Here is a 16,256-nt window from a genome sequence, read left to right as displayed (position 1 = left end):
CTTCATCCTAGCTTCCGGCCGCGGCCAGCAGGCGCTCGAGCACGGGCAGCTGCACGACGTTCGGGGTGGGGCCCGAGGACAGGAAGGAGCGGATGGTGCGGACGGCGGTACCGGCATTCACCACCTGGACGAGGCTCGTCGAGGCGCGGTCGAAGCCCGGTGGGACGTCGATCACCGGGGCGAAGGGGTTGTCCGGTGCCCCGTGGATCACCACCCAGCCGGCCACGTTGCATTCGGGGAAGAGCTCCTGCACCGCGCGCACCGTCCGCGGCACCGGCAACTCCACCGGACGGCCCTGGTGGCGGAGGGACTGTCCGTCCCAGGAGAAGTTGCCGGGGGACGCGGTGAAGGAGTCGATCACCGCGATCCGGTAGCCGGCCAGCAGGACGTGGCCCGCCGTCGTCCCGTCGCGGTCGTCGAACCGGACGCCGTTGACCAGGCGCGCGGCCGGGTAGGTGGACAGCAGCGCCCGCTCGAGCAGCGCGGCGGTCCGGAGCTCGCCGTCGGTCCTCGCCCGGACGCCGGAGGAGAGCCTCCCGAACATGCCCGGCTGTCGGGGAGCCCCATGGAGCTGCCGGCCGGCGAGGATCAGGGGCACGGCGGGTGGGGACGACGGCGAGAACGGCGGCAGGTAGATCGGCGCGGACCGCGCGGCCTCCTCGTCCTCGACGCTCGTGCGCGTCGAGCTGCGGGGGGCCGGCGCCCCGTTGCGGCCGGCCGTCGCCGCCGCGCCGGGGGTGCGGCCGGTGCCTCCCGTGTCTCCCGTGGTCGAGGCCCGCCCGCGTCCGATGTCCGCGTCGTAGCGCTCGCGGCGCCGGGGGTCGCTCAGCGTCTCGTAGGCGACGGCGACGTCGTGGAACCGGGCCGCGCTACCCCCGAGGTCGGGGTGCGCTGCGCGCGCCGCACGGCGGTAGGCATCCTTGATGTCCTTGGCACCGGCCTCGGGGGGCACCCCGAGGATGTCGTAGTACGACTTCCGTCCTGCCTCTGCCATCCATCGGCCCTTTCTGGTGTGCGCCCCGGCGGACCAGGAGCCGCTCCTGGAGCCGCGACCCTGGCGGCGGTCCTGCGCTTCCACCTGACACTAGGGGCACGGACGGGCCCGGACCAAAGCGGTCGTCCCGGCGGCCGCCCCCTCCCGCGGTGGACGCCGTCCCGACAGGAGTGCCTGCTGGTGCCGGCCCTGGTACAACGCCGCGGCGGGCGGAGAAGTTCGCCCACCCGCCCGGTGGTCCCGCCGCGGTCCCGACTCAGTCCGCGCGCCGGTACAGCGTGTAGAGGGCGGAGTCCTCCGTCAGCAGGGAGGAGAGCGTCAGGCCGACGGCGTCCTCCGGACTGCGCCCCACGGCGATCCTCGGTCCGTCGCCGCCCGCCAGCAGCGGACTGATCGACAGGCACAGCTCGTCCACGGCCCCGGATCGGGTGAAGTCCCCCAGGACGGCCGGCCCGCCCTCGCACAGGACCTTCGGCAGTCCGCGCCGTCCGAGCTCGGCGAGCACGGCCGGCGCGTCCACGGTGTCGGCGCCGCAGTCGACGACGTCCGCGACCCGCTCCAGGGCGGCGCGCCGGTCCGCCGGTGCCGCGGCGCTCGTGAGGATGAGCGGGCGGACGGGCGCCTCCCGGAGGAAGTCCCCGGACGGGTCGAGGTCGAGGCTGCCCGAGATCACCGCGACGGCGGGGTGCGCGGCGAGCCCGTTGGCGCGGCGCCACGAGCGGGCGTCGTCGTCGACCAGCTCACCCCCGTAGCCTTCCGCGCGGATCGTGCCGGCCCCCACGAGCACCACGTCGGCGAGGCGTCGCAGGACCGCGAAGATGCGCTTGTCGCCGTCGTTCCCCAGTCCTGCGGAGAAGCCGCCGCTCGTGGCGGCTCCGTCGGCCGCGGCCACGAAGTTGAAGCGGACGTAGGGCCTGTTGGTGGCGGGGTAGGCGTAGATACGGTGCAGGGCGTCGTGGTCGACCGCCGCGCCGGTAGGCGGGATGAGCGAGGTGATCATCGGGTCACCGGCTCGTTGACCTCGCCCATGTTGTGCTTGAGGTAGGCGGGCTGCCGCCACCCGAGGACCGCCTCGGTGATGTCGATCGCAGCCCGCGACGCCGCCACGTTGTGCATGCGGACCACGCGGGCACCGCCGAGGATGCAGATCACGGCGGCGGCGAGCGATCCTTCGACGCGTTCGCCCTTGGGGCGGTCGAGCGTCTCGCCGATGAAGTCCTTGTTGGACACCGCGGCGAGGGTGGGGAAGCCGAGTCCGGCGATCTCGGGGAGTCGGCGCGTGATCTCGAGCGAGTGCAGCGTGTTCTTGTTGAGGTCGTGCCCGGGGTCCAGGAGGATCCGGTCCTCCGGGATGCCCAGCCGCACGGCGTCGTCGACCTTCCGCAGGAGGAAGTCAGTGATCTCGCGGACCACGTCGTCGTACGTGGGCCGCGGGTAGACCGTGCGCGGAGCGGCAAGGCTGTGGGTGATGACCAGGTGCGCGCCGGCCTCGGCGACCACCGCGGCCATGTCGGGGTCCCGCAGTCCCGTGGTGTCGTTGACCACCGTGGCCCCGGCGGCGAGCGCCTGGCGGGCGACCTCCGGCCGGAAGGTGTCCGCGGAGATGATGACGTCCGACGCCGCGCGCACGGCGCTGATCACGGGGACGATCCGGTCGATCTCCTCCGACACGGGGACGGCGTCTCCCGGCGAGAAGGGCGCGCCGCCGATGTCCACCCAGTCGGCGCCGTCGTCGACCGCCCGCAGGGATGCGTCGACGGCGGCCTGGAGCGCGAACGTCGCCCCGCGGTCGTAGAACGAGTCCGGTGTCCGGTTGATCACGGCCATGAGCGCGACCTGGCGGTCGAAGTCCAGGGTGCGCGTGCCGAAGGTGTGCACCGCGTGCCGGAGACCGGGGAGGTAGGGGCCGGACGGGGAAGGAGCCGCTGCATGACTGTCCACCCTGTCTTTCTACCACTGCGGGCCGGCGGGCCGCCCGGAGAAGCGGCGCGTGACGCGTACCACCGGAATCGGCGGCCCCGCGCGACGCCCGTAGAATCGGAGCATGCCCGTGTATGTCGATCACGCGGCGACCACGCCGATCTCGGCGCCCGCGCTCGCCGCCCTCACCCGCGAACTCAGCCGGAGCGGGAATCCCTCCTCCCTCCACGGCTCCGGCCGACGCGCCCGGCGATCCGTCGAGGAGGCCCGCGAGACGATCGCGGCGGCCGCCGGGGCCCACGCCTCGGAGGTCGTCTTCACCTCCGGCGGGACCGAGGCGGACAACCTGGCCGTCAAGGGACTCTTCTGGGCCCGCCGCGCCGCGGACCCCTCCCGCACCCGGATCCTGTGCAGTTCCGTGGAACACCACGCCGTGCAGGACACCGTGGAGTGGCTCGAGCGCCATGAAGGCGCCGAGGTGGTGTGGCTGCCGGTCGACACCACCGGCCTCGTCTCCCTCGAGGCCCTGCGGGCTGCGCTCGCCGAGGCCCCGGACCGCACGGCCCTCGTGACGGTCATGTGGGCCAACAACGAGGTCGGGACCGTGCAGCCCGTCCGGGAGATCACCGCGGAGGCCGCCCGGTACGGCGTCCCCGTCCACAGCGACGCCGTGCAGGCCTTCGGCTCCCTCCCGCTCTCCTTCGCCGGGTCGGGACTCGCGACCATGGCCGTGAGCGCCCACAAGATCGGCGGCCCGGTGGGGGTCGGCGCACTGTTCGTGGGACGCGCGGTGACGCTCACCCCCGTGCAGCACGGCGGCGGGCAGGAGCGCGACATCCGCTCGGGCACGCTCGACGGCGCGGGCATCGCCGCGTTCGCCGCAGCGGCCGGTGACGCCGTCGCGCACCTCGGTGACGAGGCGCCCCGACTGGCCGCGCTGCGGGACCGGCTCGTCGCGGGTATCCGCCGGGAGGTCCCGGAGGCGGTGCTGCGCGGTGTCCCGCACCCGGCGCCCGAGGGCGCCCGGCTCCCCGGCAACGTCCACTTCACCTTCCCGGGCTGCGAAGGCGATTCGCTCCTGTTCCTCCTGGACCTCGCGGGCATCGAGTCCTCCACGGGGTCCGCGTGCACCGCCGGGGTGCCGAGGCCGTCGCACGTGCTGCTCGCCATGGGCCTCACGGAGGACGAGGCCCGGGGCGCCCAGCGCTTCAGCCTGGGGCATACATCCACGGTCGACGACGTTGACGCGGTGGTGGGTGCCATCGGCGCGGCGTACGCACGCGCCCGCAAGGCCGGCATGGCCGGGCACGCATCGACCATCCAGACGGCAGGAACAGGGTTCTCATGAGGGTATTGGCAGCGATGAGCGGCGGCGTCGACTCCGCAGTGGCGGCGGCGCGCGCGGTGGAGGCAGGGCACGACGTCGTCGGGGTCCACCTCGCCCTCTCCCGCATGCCCGGGACGCTCCGGACGGGCAGCCGCGGCTGCTGCACCATCGAGGACTCCCGGGACGCCTGGCGTGCGTGCGACATCCTCGGCATCCCGTACTACGTCTGGGACTTCTCCGAGCGGTTCAAGGAGGACGTCGTGGACGACTTCGTCGCCGAGTACGCCGCCGGCCGCACCCCGAACCCCTGCATGCGCTGCAACGAGCGCATCAAGTTCGCCGCGCTGCTCGAGAAGGCGCTCGCGCTCGGGTTCGACGCCGTCTGCACCGGCCACTACGCGAAGGTGATCGAGGACGCCGACGGCAATCCCGAGCTTCACCGGGCGGCGGACTGGGCCAAGGACCAGTCCTACGTGCTCGGCGTGCTCACCCATGAGCAGCTCAAGCACTCCATGTTCCCGCTGGCGGAGACCCCGTCGAAGGCCGAGGTGCGCGCCGAGGCGGAACGCCGGGGCCTGTCCGTGGCGAACAAGCCCGACAGCCACGACATCTGCTTCATCCCCGACGGCGACACCCGCGGCTGGCTCGAGGAGCGCATCGACATGACCGAGGGGGACATCCTCGACGTCGACGGCGGGAAGATCGGCAGCCACCCGGGCGCCAACGCGTTCACGGTCGGCCAGCGGCGCGGCCTCAGGCTCGGCACCCCGGCCGCCGACGGCAAGCCCCGCTTCGTGCTCGAGATCCGGCCTAAGCAGAACGAGGTCGTCGTCGGGCCCGAGCACCTGCTCGCCATCGACGAGATGCGGGGTATCAAGGTGTCCTGGGCCGGTGTGCCCATCGACGACGTGCGGACCGGCGTCGAATTCGACTGCACGGCCCAGGTCCGGGCGCACGGCGACCCCGTGGCGGCCCGCGCGAGGGTCGAGGAGGACGGCGGCGTCCAGCAGCTCGTGGTGCGGCTCATCGAGCCGATGCGCGGGGTGGCGCCCGGGCAGACGGTGGTGCTGTACCAGGGCACGCGGGTGCTCGGCCAGGCGACCATCGACTCCGCACGCTCCGCCCTCCGCCCCGAACCGGCCGTGGCGCGGGGCTAGTCGCAGTTCACGGAGCCCTGCGGGGGTCTGCTTGACTGGAGTCATGACGCATCCACGCAGCGGCTTCGACCCGGCCGCCAGTTCGCTCGCAGGCGACGTAGCTCCCGAGGTGATGGCCGAGCTGCTCTCGGTGAGGAGCTCGATCGACAACATCGATGCCACCCTCGTGTACCTCCTCGCCGAACGCTTCAAGGCGACGCAGCGGGTGGGCCACCTGAAGGCCGAACACGACCTCCCCGCCGGCGACCCGCAACGCGAGGCGGCCCAGATCGCCCGCCTCCGCATGCTCGCGGAAGAGGCACAGCTCGACCCGGCGTTCGCCGAGAAGTTCCTCAACTTCATCATCTCCGAGGTGATCCGCCACCATCAGGCCATCTCGGAGAACCGCCGGCCCGCGGCCGACGCGGCCGGTCGGGCGCCCGAGGACCCTGCCGGACCGTCAGCGGAGGCTCCCGCCGGGCCCGGGACGCACGGCCCGCATGCCTGACGGGACGCTGGGACCCGCCGTCGGGGCGACCGCACCCGGCGACTGGCCGGGAACGGACCCGCACGAGGCGAATCGTGCCGTGCGGGGCGAGTTCGGGGGAGCGAACCTCCCCTTCCTGCCGTCCCTGCCGGCGCGGGGACCCGGGAGCGACGCCGTCGGGCGGACGCTCGGTGTGCTCGTCGACCTGCCCTTCGATCTCCAGCCGCACGGCTGGCGCCTGGTCCAGCGGCCGGGCAAGGACCAGCGCCGCGCCGAATCGGCCCTGTCCTCCGACATCAACGCCCTCGGGGACATCGCCGGCGCCGAGGAGAGCCCTGCGCCGCGCGTCAAGCTGCACCTCCACGGACCGCTGTCGCTGGCGGCCGGCGCCCACCTGCACGGCGGCGAGCGCGTCCTGATCGACCCCGGCGCGCGGCGGGAGCTCTACGAATCGCTGGCCGCCGGCACCGCGGACCTCGTCCGTCGGGTGTCGGCGGTGGCCCGGGGGGCCGAGGTGGTGGTGCAGTTCGACGAACCCGACGCCGACGACGTCCTCACGGGCAGGGTGCCCACCGCGAGCGGCTACCGCACCCTCCGGGCGCTGGATCGCCGCGAAGCCACCGAGGCATGGGACCTCGTGACGGCATCCGTCGTCGCCGCCGGAGGCTCGGGAACGGTGCTGGCGCCGGGGCACGGCGACGTGGCCGTCGACGCCGCACGGTCCAGTGCGGCCCGCACCCTGTCCCTGGACCTGGTGCGCATCTCCGACCGCGGGTGGGAGGACCTCGCCGGGGACATCGAGTCCGGGCGCCGGCTCTGGCTCGCGATCCTCGACGGACGGACCGGGCTCCCGCAGGTCAGGGTCCTGGTGGAATCGGTGCTCGCCGCCTGGCGCCGCGTCGGACTTCCCGTGGCGGCGCTCGCCTCGCTCACGGTCACCGCCCTGCCGGGCCTCGACACGCTCACCCCGACCGGCGCGACACAGGCCCTCACCCGCCTCGCGCAGGCCGCTGACGCCCTGGACCAGGTCCGCGCCGAGGGGTGACCGCGCAGGGCGCCGCACCGGTCAGACGCGCTCTTCCCAGCGCCGCGGCCGGACCTCGGCGGGCAGGACGCCGTCGAACTCCTCGAGGACGTAGTCGAAGCTCCCCGCATAGACGAGCAGGGTCCCCAACTGGCGGTGGACGACCCGCGTGCAGATCCTGAACCGGCCGGCGTCGTCGTCCCACCACTGCTCCACGTAGGCGAGCGCGCCGAGCGCATCGGGGAGCGGCAGCCGGAGGCCCGCGAACAGGCGCGTCCGTGAGGAGACCATCCGGATGCGGCCGTCGTCGGTGGCGGAGCAGGTGAGGAGCGTCGCCATGCGCCGGTGGCGGCCCACGTAGTCGGTGAGGACGCCGTCGCGCAGGGACGTCGTGTCCTCGAACACCCGCAGGGCGGTCCCGAAGTCCAGCTCACGGCGTGCCGTGAGCGCCGGCCGCCCGAACGGGTCGGTATGCGGGTAGTTGCGGATGGTGAACGGGACGTCGCTGTCGTACTCGGGGAAGAACGCGTTCTCGAGGGCCGTGAGGCGGAAGGCGGGGCGTGCGAACCACGCCGGGCACCCGGCGACGTCGAAGACCCCGCGCCCGTGACCGGACAGTCCGCTCTCCGCGTGCAGGCCGAAGTAGTCGCGCAGTTCCGGCTGCAGGCGGCCGAAGTCGCTGCCCATCGCCTGCTGGTAGATCGAGGTCATGTCCGTCCGCTTCCGTCGCCCGGACACCCAGTCAACCACGCCGGCGGGCGCGAGGTTCCCTCGCATCCCCGGTTCCTGAGCGGGAACCGGTGTGCGCCGCGAGCCTCACCCGACGGACCCGCCGACGCCCCGTCAGAGGCGCCCGGTGGCCTTGAGCCTGATGTAGGTGTCGGCGAGGAGCGGCGGGAGGTCCGCGGGTGTCGCGTCCACGACCTCCGCTCCGAGCAGCCGGATCTGCTGCGCCACCGCGCCGCGGTCCAGCAGGGAGCGCTCGGCGGCCGCGGCCCGGAACGTCGCGGCCGCCGTCGAGCGGTCCGCACTCATCTCCCCGAGCCGCGGATCACGCACCGACGCGACGACGACGACGTGGCGTTCGGTCAGGCCCGGCAGCGCGGGCAGCAGGCCCTCCTCCACGGCCCCGGCGTCGAGCGAGGTGAGCAGGACGACGAGGGAGCGGTGAGGGGAGACGGCACGCACCTGGGCGGGGAGGCGGGACCAGTCCGCCTCGATCAGTTCCGCGTCGAGCGGGGCCATGGCGGTCACGAGGGAGGCCAGCAGGTTTCCCTTGGCCGTCGAGTCGACGCGGGCGCGGAGCCTGCGGTCGTAGGCCAGGAAGTGCACCTTGTCGCCGCCGCGCTCGGCCAGCACGGACAGCAGCAGCGCGGCCTCGATACCGGTGTCCAGCCGGGGCTCGTCGAGGACCCTCGCCGCGGAGGTGCGGGAGGTGTCCAGCACGACGACGACGCTGCGGTCCCGTTCGGGGCGCCAGGTCCTGACCACGGTGTCGCGGCGACGCGCGGTGGCGCGCCAGTCGATCGATCGGACGTCGTCGCCCCTCACGTAGTCCCGCAGGGAGTCGAACTCGGTGCCCGCGCCCCGGATCTGGACGGCGGCCCGACCGTCGAGTTCGCGCAGGCGGCGCAGTTTGGACGGGAGGTGCCGCTTGGAGTCGAAGGGCGGCAGCACCCGCAGGACGCCCGGCGCCGGCACGGTGACCTGCCGCGCGGCCATCCCGAGGGGCCCGGCGCTCCGCACCGTGACCGTCTCCACGCGGAGGATGCCGCGGCGCGTCGGGCGGAGGAGGAGCGTCAGGCGCCGGGCCTCGCCGGAGGGTACGGCGACGGACTGTTCCGGGTCCACGGCACCCGCGGAGGGCTGCCACGCCTCGCGCACCGTGGCGCGGAGGGTGCGGGAGGTGTCGTTCCGCAGGACCACGACGCTGGTGCACTGCTCGCCCAGCCGCACGCTGTCCGGCAGGGTCCGGCGGATGCCCACACGTCGGGGAGACGCGGCCAGGGCGAGGTCGAGGCCGACGGCCACCGCGAGGAGCAGGGCCCACAGCAGGATCGACGTCGCCCCCGGGTACACGATGACGGGGACGACGCCGAGCAGCGCCAGCAGGACCAGGCGGCCGGTGATGACCATGGGAAGGACTCCTCTCGGACGCCGGGTGCGGCGGCGCGTGCCCGGTTCGGGCGGGGTGGTGGGGCTACCGCGGGACGGGGACGGAGCCGAGGATGCTGCCCAGCACGTCGTCCACGCCGACGCCGTCCATCTGCGCCTCCGGCCGCAGGGCGACCCGGTGACGGAGGGCGGGCAGGGTGAGGGCCTTGACGTCGTCGGGTGTCACGAAGGAGCGGCCCGAGAGCCACGCCCAGGCCCGCGAGGTGTTGAGCAGGGCGGTGGCGCCGCGCGGCGAGACGCCGAGCTGGAAGGACGGGGAGGATCGTGTGGCGCGGACCAGGTCCACGATGTAGGCGAGGACCTCGGGGGCGATCGCGACGCGGGACACCGCGGCCCGCGCCCGGTCGATGTCCGCCGCACCCGCGACGGCCCGCACCCCGGCCGCACCCAGGTTGCGGGGATCGAACCCCACGCTGTGCCGACGGATCACCTCGATCTCGTCCTCGCGCCCGGGGAGCGGGAGGGTGAGCTTCAGCAGGAAGCGGTCGAGCTGGGCCTCCGGCAGGGGATAGGTGCCCTCGTACTCGACGGGGTTCTGCGTGGCGGCGACGACGAACGGCGTCGGCAGGCGCCGCGACACGCCGTCGACGGAGACCTGCCGCTCCTCCATCGCCTCGAGCAGCGACGCCTGGGTCTTGGGCGGCGTGCGGTTGATCTCGTCGGCGAGCAGGATGTTCGTGAACACCGGCCCCTCGCGGAAGGTGAACTCAGAGGTCTTCGACTCGTAGATGAGCGAGCCCGTGATGTCACCCGGCATCAGGTCCGGGGTGAACTGGACACGCTTCGTGTCGAGGTCCAGGGCGGTGGCGAGGGTCCTGACCAGCAGGGTCTTGGCGACACCCGGGACGCCCTCCAGGAGCACGTGCCCGTCGGCGAGGAGCCCGATGAGGAGGCCCGTGACGGCCGCGTCCTGGCCCACGATCGACTTGCCCACCTCGGCGCGCACCCGGAGCAGGGCGTCCCGCGCCGAGGCGCCGTCGACGGCGGCCCGGTCTGCCTGGTCCGACAGGTCGGCTTCCTGCTCTTCCTGCCAGCGTCGGGTCTGGTTCATGACGGCGTGATCTCCTTCTCGAGGTCGAGGATGTCCTGTGCCCACAGCACAAGCTGGTGGTTGGTGGTCGGGATGTACCGCAGTCGCTGCTCGAGTTCCGTCCGCGGCCGGCCGCTGTGGCGGGAGGCGGCGTCGATGACCTCCGCGGCGGAGGCGGACCGGTCCACGCGGAGGCGGCGGGCCAGCCGTGCCAGGGTCGCCGCGCGCAGGGTCGCTGCTGCGTGACCCACGGCCCGGGAGTCCTGGTAGAGGCGGGCCCTGCCCTCCGCCGTCTCCGCCGCACGGACGACGACGGGCAGCGGCTCGGACGCGAGGGGGCCCACGCGCCGTCCGCGCCACAGCACGGCGAGGACAGCGCACACGAGGAGCCAGACGAGCAGGGGATCCACCCAGGGCGGGAGGAGCGTCCTCGGATCGATGCCCTCGCCGGTGGAGACGACGTCCGCCCCCGTGGGTTCGTACCAGACGAGCGTGGGGGAGGACCCCAGCGCGCGCAGGGCGAGGGCCGCGTTGCCGTCCTCCGTGACGGCCTCGTTGGACAGGATCGACGGGGCGCCCAGGACGGCCATCGACCCGTCGTCGCTCGTGGTGTACAGGCCGCCCGTCGCGTCCCCGACGGCGACGGGGAAGCACTCGACCGCGCCGGTGTAGGCGGTCCCCGTCGCGGTGAGTGTACCGGCCGCGGTGGCGTCCGGGTCGGGGCAGTCGGCGGACAGGGCCGGGACGTCACCGGACAGGTCGAAGGGCACGGCGCCGACCTGCGCGAAGTCGTCGTCGAGGGCGGTCAGCTGGCGCCCTGCCGGGGCGGCGAGGACCGCGCGGTCCGCCAGGGCGGCCAGGTCTCCCACCTGGCCGGCGCTGAGGTACTGCTGCGCGTCGTTGAGGAACAGTGTCGCGGGCCCCTCCTCGAGGGCGGCGACCGCCTCGTCGTAGGAGTCGGCCCGGACGACGTCGACGCCTTCGGACGCGAGGACCTCCGCGACCGCGCGGGCGCCCGCCGGCGCCGCGTTGTCCGGGGACAGCGGGCGGGTGTCCTCCTCCTGACCGGCGAGGAGGTTGATCAGGAGGATCAGGGCCAGGACGATGGCGCCGAGGATCAGGGGGAGGGAACGGCGGAGCCTCGCGCGGGCCGTCGTCAGCGCGCTCCCGCCGTCGCCCATGATCTCGTGTCCCGTCGCCTGCCCGGCCGGTGTGGATCCGCGGTCGTCCGGAGGGCCGGCGTCGCGGGAGCTGCCGGCGGGATGCTCCGGGGAGGAGATCCGCTGCCCGCGGATCACCGGGGTGCCGCCGGCACCGTCATGCCCGTGGACGGGGTGGGGCGTTCCGCGGAGAGACGCGCGTCGAGCGCGGCTGCGCGCCGGTACACGGCCTCGGACGCGGTGCCGCTGCCGTAGTGGGTCTCGTTGAAGACGTCGGCCAGCCAGGCGACGTCGGTGGACAGCGGCGGGAAGACGCCGCCGAGCTGGGCGGCGGCCTCCGTGGCCGTCCGTCCGGGCTGGTCGGCGACCACGAGGCGTTCCTCGGCGGACCGGATGACGGCCCGCAGCACTTCGGCGACGGCCCCGTTCCAGTCCCGGTCGGCGGCGAGGGAGGCGGCCCTGGCGCGGTGGTGGGCGGCGGAGCGCGTCGCGCCGTCGTCGAACACGGCGGGCTCCTGTTTCCCGCCGCGCGCGTTCAGCCGTGGCCTGATGAGCACGACGGCCACGACGACGAGGAGCACCGCACCGAGGGCCAGCACGAGGGTGCCCGGTCCCGGCGCGAGTCCGCCCATCCCGTCGAGGAGCCGCCCGAGGCCGCGCAGGACCTCGGCGAGAAGGCGTTCGACGATGCCCGGCTGCGCCTCGACGTAGGGGGGTCTGGCCAGTTCCTCCTCGAGCAGGCGCCGCGCCTCGTCCGTGTCAGGGGTGAGGAGGGAGCGGGTCCCACCGCTCATGCGCGCGCCCCGGGGCAGGGGCCGGCCGTGGCGCCGTCGGGCATCAGGCCGGTCCGTCCGGCTGGTGGCCGAAGGAGGTGGTGCCGCCGGGCAGGATGTCCGTCCTGCCCGGACCGGCCTGCTCGTGGTCCCGCATGAGGACGACGTCGAAGCCTTCCCGGCGCATGCGGAGGTCGACGTACAGCAGCGAGGTGACCCCCGCCTGGAAGGCGTAGCCGACCGCGGTGACCAGGGCCGTGATGGCCTGGGAGGCGGCGAGGACCGGCAGGGATTCCATCGCGTCCGGTGTGGCGGACGCACTGGTGCTGAAGCCGAAGAAGAGCGTCACCGCGAACGAGAGGGGCGCCGAGATGACGGAGGTGATGATCGAGACGATGATGCTCGTCAGGAGCACGATGCCGAAGGTCCGCCACCAGTTGCCCCGGGTCAGCTGCCACGAGCGCCGGACGGCGGTCCAGGGTCCCACGCCTTCCAGCATCAGCGCAGCAGGGGCGACGACGAGCTTGGTGCTCACCCATACCAGGGCCGCCAGCGCGCCGAGCACGAGGGGGACGATGACGAGGGCCGAGTATTCCTCGAGCCCGAGGATCGCGAGCGCCGAGATGCCCACGAGGACGGCGAGCCCTGCGAGCCCCGCGGCGAAGGCCAGCAGGCCGAAGGCGAGCAGCGGGAGGATGCGCCGGCGGGCGAGCCGCCAGGCCTGGCCGAAGGTCGTCGCCTGGTTGATGACGGCGCGGGCGATCGGGATCACGAGGATCCCCTGCAGCACCAGCAGCGCCGCCGCGGACACCACCCCGGCGACCGCCGCGAAGACGCCGAGGCCCGCGAAGGCGCCGACGAGGCTGTCCGGCGTCGGATTCGCGGATTCGAAGACCTCCAGGGAGGACAGGACATTGCCGAGCAGGAGCACCGTCACGAGCGCGACGACGGCCTGCAGGAGGATGGCGATGCCGAAGGTCGCCAGGGGGTTCTTCCGGCAGGCCTGGAACGCGCCGTCGAGGATCTCACCGAGCCCGAGGGGCCGCAGCGGGATGACACCCGGCTTCGGCGGCGCCTGATAGCCGGGGGCCCGAGCGAAGCCGGGGCCGCCCTGCCACGGGCCCTGCGGTGGGTAGGCGTCGCCCCAGCCCTGGCTGCCCGCCGCAGGTCCGGGGCGCGCGGGGAGGAACCCGCTGCCCGGGGGCGGACCCTGGTATCCGCGGCCGCCCGTGGGCGATGGGCCCGGGGGATGCCCCCACGGGTCGGCCGGCGCGGTGGGACCGGCCTGCTGCGTTCCCCAGGACGGGGCGACGGGAGTGTTCCGGCCGGGGGACTGCCAGGGTGGATCGCCGGGAGTCGGTGCCTGCCACGGGGCGGGCCGCTGCTGCGCCTGGTCCTGTGGCTCGTCCTGCGGCTGAGGGGGCGTCCGGTCGGGTGACTGGTCCGGCAGCGGTCCGTCGCCCGACCGGCCGCCGTCCGGCTGACCCTCCGCCTGATCCTTCATCGCGTCCCCTCGGTCGATGCTCGCCGGGGGCGTGCGACCAGCGGCCCCCTCCTGCATCATAGTGAGGCCGACGCCCATTCGAGGCAGCCGCGCAGCATCGTTTCCGACGCGACATCCCGCACCCTGTGGCGGATGGGACTTTGCGGGGTCGATACGCCACTATGGGGGTATGAAGGCACGCATACTGGTCATCGACGACGACGAGGCCCTGTCCGAAATGATCGGCATCGTCCTGCGCAACGACGGCTTCGACCCCGTGTTCTGCGCCGACGGAGCAGCGGCGCTCGGAGTGTTCCGCTCGACGCATCCCGATCTGGTGCTGCTGGACCTCATGCTCCCGGGGATGGACGGGATCGAGGTGTGCCGCCAGATCCGGGCGGAGTCCGACCTCCCCATCGTCATGCTGACCGCGAAGGCGGACACCTCCGACGTCGTGCGGGGCCTGGAATCGGGGGCCGACGACTACGTCCCCAAGCCGTTCAAGCCGGCCGAACTCGTGGCGCGCGTCCGTGCCCGCCTGCGGCCCGCCGAATCCAAGGCACCCGAGACGCTGCGGATCGGCGACGTGACCATCGACGTCGCCGGGCACGAGGTGGCGCGCGCGGGACAGCGGGTCTCGCTGACCCCGCTCGAGTTCGACCTGCTGGTGGCCCTCGCCCGGAAGCCGTGGCAGGTCTTCACGCGCGAACTCCTCCTCGAACAGGTGTGGGGGTACCGCCACGCAGCCGACACGCGGCTCGTCAACGTCCATGTGCAACGGCTCCGCTCCAAGATCGAGCGCGATCCCGAGGCGCCCGAGATCGTCCTGACGGTGCGTGGTGTCGGATACAAGGCCGGACAGGGCTGATGGGGGGAGCGCGGACAGCCGCTCCCCCGGCTCCCGCCTTCCTCCTGCCGACACCCGGGCCCCAGGGCCCGCTCCGGGCGGCTCCGCCCCAGGGGCCGGCCCCGTGACTCCCGCGACGGCGGTGCGTGCAGCTCCCGCCGCAGGCGCCGCGGACCCCGGCAGCGCCGACGTGGCTACGGCGGGGGACACCCCGTCCGGGGGCGGGAAGCCCCGCGAGCCCGGCCCCGTCGCCGCTCGGCTGCACACCGCATCGGTCCGCGGCCACTCGATGCTGCAGTCGGTGGCGCAGCGCTGGCGGCGTTCCCTCCAGTTCAGGACCGTCGTCGCCACGATGCTGCTCACCTCGGTCTCCTTCGTCGCCGTCGGCGGGTTCCTCTCCAACCAGATCGCCGGCGCCCTCTACGACCAGCGCTTCGACCAGTTCAGCGCCGAGGCCACCGAGGAGCTGACCCGATCGAAGGCGGTCTTCAAGGAGTCCTCGGCGACCGACAGGGACACCACCAGCCGCCTCGTCCTGGACTCCGTCGAGGCACTCGTCAGCCTGGACACCGACGCGCCCCGGCATGCGATCCTGGTACCGATCTCGGGCGACGTCCTCATCCCGACGACCGTCAGCCAGAACGGCGTGACGGCCGGCATGCTCCCGCAGGACCTCCAGGAGGCCGTCGCGGACGGCCCCGACATCCACTGGGCCCCCATGCAGATCCCGGTCACCGAGAGCGGTGCGACCGACGCGCCCGGGATCGCGTTCGGGACCCAGGTGCAGCTCCCCCCGGACCAGGCCTCGTACGCGCTGTACGTCTACTACGACCTGTCGGCCATGCAGTCCACCCTCGACGACATCCACCGGGTGCTGTGGCTGGCCGGCGTCCTGCTCCTGCTCGTCATCGGCGCGATCGCCTGGTACGTGACGCGGAGCGTCGTCCGGCCGGTGAGTCATGCGGCGTCCGTGTCCGAGAAGCTCGCCGCGGGGCAGCTGCAGGAGCGCATGGAGGTCAGCGGGGAGGACGAGGTGGCCAGGCTCGGCGTCTCCTTCAACCATATGGCCGGGAGCCTGCAGGACCAGATCACACAGCTGGCCCAGTTGTCGCAGATGCAGCAGCGTTTCGTGTCCGACGTCTCCCACGAACTGCGCACACCGCTCACCACGGTCCGGATGGCCGCGGAGGTCCTGCACGACGCGCGCGCGGAGTTCAACCCGGTCAACAAGCGGTCCGCCGAGATCCTGTTCGACCAGGTGGAGCGGTTCCAGGCGCTGCTCGCGGACCTGCTCGAGATCTCCCGGTTCGACGCCGGCGCCGCCGTCCTCGAGGCGGAATCGGTCGACATCGTCCAGCTCGTCCAGCACGCGATCGAGGGGGCGGGACCCCTGGCGGAGCGCCTCGGATCGGACGTCACGATCGTGTCGCAGGAGACGCGGTGCATCGTGGATGCGGACGCGCGCCGGATCGACCGCATCCTGCGCAACCTGATCGTCAACGCCCTCGAGCACGGTGAGGCGAAGCCCATGGAGGTCCACATCGCGTCCAGTCCCGAGGCGGTCGCCGTCGCGGTCCGGGACCACGGCATCGGCATGACGACGCTGCAGGCCTCGCGTGCGTTCGACCGCTTCTGGCGGGCCGACCCCGCCCGGGCCCGTACGACAGGGGGCAGCGGACTCGGACTCTCGATCGCCATGGAGGACGCCCACCTGCACAACGCCTGGCTCGAGGCCTGGGGCAGGCCGGGGGAGGGAGCGTGCTTCCGCCTGACGCTGCCCCGGACCCAGGGGACCGAGCTGACGTCCTCTCCGCTGGCCCTGCCGCCGCCGACCCTGCCGCCGGTCGGCGGACGCGAGCCGGAACGCACACTCGGACGGAGCGAGGGAGAGTAGTGGGAG

At 73.4% G+C, this 16,256-nt stretch carries 15 protein-coding genes; 6 read left to right on the top strand and 9 right to left on the bottom strand.

Going from position 1 to position 16,256, the window contains the following annotated elements:
* Positions 1–7 precede the first annotated feature (7 nt).
* The 3 genes from CXQ92_RS05490 to folP all read right to left on the bottom strand — a co-directional run bounded on the left by CXQ92_RS05490 (position 8) and on the right by folP (position 2,935).
* Positions 8–994 (bottom strand): J domain-containing protein, encoded by a 987-nt coding sequence (locus CXQ92_RS05490; RefSeq protein WP_104165925.1) that lies wholly within the window; start codon positions 992–994, stop codon positions 8–10.
* A 256-nt stretch (positions 995–1,250) separates the two neighbouring features.
* Positions 1,251–1,994, bottom strand: a complete 744-nt coding sequence (locus tag CXQ92_RS05485; protein ID WP_104165923.1) for a pyrimidine reductase family protein — start codon at positions 1,992–1,994, stop codon at positions 1,251–1,253.
* Entirely contained in the window at positions 1,991–2,935 is a 945-nt protein-coding gene (gene folP / locus CXQ92_RS05480; protein WP_258069723.1) for a dihydropteroate synthase, read from the bottom strand. The genes CXQ92_RS05485 and folP overlap by 4 nt, the downstream gene beginning before the upstream one ends.
* Before the next feature lie 103 nt (positions 2,936–3,038).
* Between folP and CXQ92_RS05475 the strand changes: the two genes are divergently transcribed.
* From CXQ92_RS05475 to CXQ92_RS05460, 4 genes are read left to right on the top strand one after another with little or no spacing between them, the layout of a single operon-like run.
* A complete protein-coding gene (locus tag CXQ92_RS05475; protein WP_104165922.1) occupies positions 3,039–4,262 on the top strand; it encodes a cysteine desulfurase family protein in 1,224 nt (407 codons plus the stop codon).
* Positions 4,259–5,398, top strand: a complete 1,140-nt coding sequence (mnmA, locus tag CXQ92_RS05470; protein WP_104165920.1) for a tRNA 2-thiouridine(34) synthase MnmA — start codon at positions 4,259–4,261, stop codon at positions 5,396–5,398. Before CXQ92_RS05475 ends, mnmA begins: the two co-directional genes overlap by 4 nt.
* A 43-nt stretch (positions 5,399–5,441) precedes the next feature.
* Positions 5,442–5,885 (top strand): chorismate mutase, encoded by a 444-nt coding sequence (locus CXQ92_RS05465; RefSeq protein ID WP_104165918.1) that lies wholly within the window; start codon positions 5,442–5,444, stop codon positions 5,883–5,885.
* A complete protein-coding gene (locus tag CXQ92_RS05460; protein ID WP_104165916.1) occupies positions 5,878–6,909 on the top strand; it encodes a hypothetical protein in 1,032 nt (343 codons plus the stop codon). The genes CXQ92_RS05465 and CXQ92_RS05460 overlap by 8 nt, the downstream gene beginning before the upstream one ends.
* A gap of 21 nt (positions 6,910–6,930) precedes the next feature.
* Here CXQ92_RS05460 and CXQ92_RS05455 read toward each other — a convergent pair whose 3' ends face one another.
* The 6 genes from CXQ92_RS05455 to CXQ92_RS05430 form a co-directional block, all read right to left on the bottom strand.
* The gene (locus CXQ92_RS05455) at positions 6,931–7,665 is read right to left on the bottom strand and encodes a DUF4166 domain-containing protein (protein ID WP_258069722.1); all 735 of its coding nucleotides are present in this window, start codon (positions 7,663–7,665) and stop codon (positions 6,931–6,933) included.
* Between the two features lie 66 nt (positions 7,666–7,731).
* Positions 7,732–9,024, bottom strand: coding sequence for a DUF58 domain-containing protein (locus CXQ92_RS05450; protein ID WP_104165914.1), 1,293 nt, complete (start codon positions 9,022–9,024; stop codon positions 7,732–7,734).
* Positions 9,025–9,088: 64 nt separating this feature from the next.
* The gene (locus CXQ92_RS05445) at positions 9,089–10,114 is read right to left on the bottom strand and encodes a MoxR family ATPase (RefSeq protein ID WP_104165912.1); all 1,026 of its coding nucleotides are present in this window, start codon (positions 10,112–10,114) and stop codon (positions 9,089–9,091) included.
* Entirely contained in the window at positions 10,111–11,391 is a 1,281-nt protein-coding gene (locus CXQ92_RS05440; protein WP_104165910.1) for a DUF4350 domain-containing protein, read from the bottom strand. Before CXQ92_RS05440 ends, CXQ92_RS05445 begins: the two co-directional genes overlap by 4 nt.
* Positions 11,388–12,047 (bottom strand): DUF4129 domain-containing protein, encoded by a 660-nt coding sequence (locus CXQ92_RS05435; protein ID WP_104165908.1) that lies wholly within the window; start codon positions 12,045–12,047, stop codon positions 11,388–11,390. The genes CXQ92_RS05440 and CXQ92_RS05435 overlap by 4 nt, the downstream gene beginning before the upstream one ends.
* Positions 12,048–12,090: 43 nt before the next feature.
* The gene (locus CXQ92_RS05430) at positions 12,091–13,530 is read right to left on the bottom strand and encodes a glycerophosphoryl diester phosphodiesterase membrane domain-containing protein (RefSeq protein WP_146067394.1); all 1,440 of its coding nucleotides are present in this window, start codon (positions 13,528–13,530) and stop codon (positions 12,091–12,093) included.
* Between the two features lie 169 nt (positions 13,531–13,699).
* Between CXQ92_RS05430 and mtrA the strand changes: the two genes are divergently transcribed.
* Positions 13,700–14,377, top strand: coding sequence for an MtrAB system response regulator MtrA (gene mtrA / locus CXQ92_RS05425; protein WP_104165905.1), 678 nt, complete (start codon positions 13,700–13,702; stop codon positions 14,375–14,377).
* A gap of 103 nt (positions 14,378–14,480) precedes the next feature.
* Positions 14,481–16,250, top strand: a complete 1,770-nt coding sequence (gene mtrB / locus CXQ92_RS05420) for an MtrAB system histidine kinase MtrB (RefSeq protein WP_258069720.1) — start codon at positions 14,481–14,483, stop codon at positions 16,248–16,250.
* Positions 16,251–16,256: the final 6 nt, after the last annotated feature.

It is taken from the genome of Arthrobacter sp. SX1312, assembly GCF_002929295.1.
Lineage (GTDB): Bacteria > Actinomycetota > Actinomycetes > Actinomycetales > Micrococcaceae > Arthrobacter_D.
This window is presented reverse-complemented; position numbering and strand designations above follow the sequence as displayed.

Excerpts from the sequence above, each read along its gene's own strand:
- CXQ92_RS05435 (WP_104165908.1), bottom strand. The coding sequence starts at position 12,047 with ATGAGCGGTGGGACCCGCTCCCTCCTCACCCCTGACACGGACGAGGCG.
- CXQ92_RS05460 (WP_104165916.1), top strand. The coding sequence starts at position 5,878 with ATGCCTGACGGGACGCTGGGACCCGCCGTCGGGGCGACCGCACCCGGC.
- CXQ92_RS05475 (WP_104165922.1), top strand. The coding sequence starts at position 3,039 with ATGCCCGTGTATGTCGATCACGCGGCGACCACGCCGATCTCGGCGCCC.
- CXQ92_RS05430 (WP_146067394.1), bottom strand. The coding sequence starts at position 13,530 with ATGAAGGATCAGGCGGAGGGTCAGCCGGACGGCGGCCGGTCGGGCGAC.
- CXQ92_RS05450 (WP_104165914.1), bottom strand. The coding sequence starts at position 9,024 with ATGGTCATCACCGGCCGCCTGGTCCTGCTGGCGCTGCTCGGCGTCGTC.
- CXQ92_RS05485 (WP_104165923.1), bottom strand. The coding sequence starts at position 1,994 with ATGATCACCTCGCTCATCCCGCCTACCGGCGCGGCGGTCGACCACGAC.
- mnmA (WP_104165920.1), top strand. The coding sequence starts at position 4,259 with ATGAGGGTATTGGCAGCGATGAGCGGCGGCGTCGACTCCGCAGTGGCG.
- CXQ92_RS05465 (WP_104165918.1), top strand. The coding sequence starts at position 5,442 with ATGACGCATCCACGCAGCGGCTTCGACCCGGCCGCCAGTTCGCTCGCA.
- CXQ92_RS05455 (WP_258069722.1), bottom strand. The coding sequence starts at position 7,665 with ATGCGAGGGAACCTCGCGCCCGCCGGCGTGGTTGACTGGGTGTCCGGG.
- CXQ92_RS05445 (WP_104165912.1), bottom strand. The coding sequence starts at position 10,114 with ATGAACCAGACCCGACGCTGGCAGGAAGAGCAGGAAGCCGACCTGTCG.
- mtrA (WP_104165905.1), top strand. The coding sequence starts at position 13,700 with ATGAAGGCACGCATACTGGTCATCGACGACGACGAGGCCCTGTCCGAA.
- CXQ92_RS05490 (WP_104165925.1), bottom strand. The coding sequence starts at position 994 with ATGGCAGAGGCAGGACGGAAGTCGTACTACGACATCCTCGGGGTGCCC.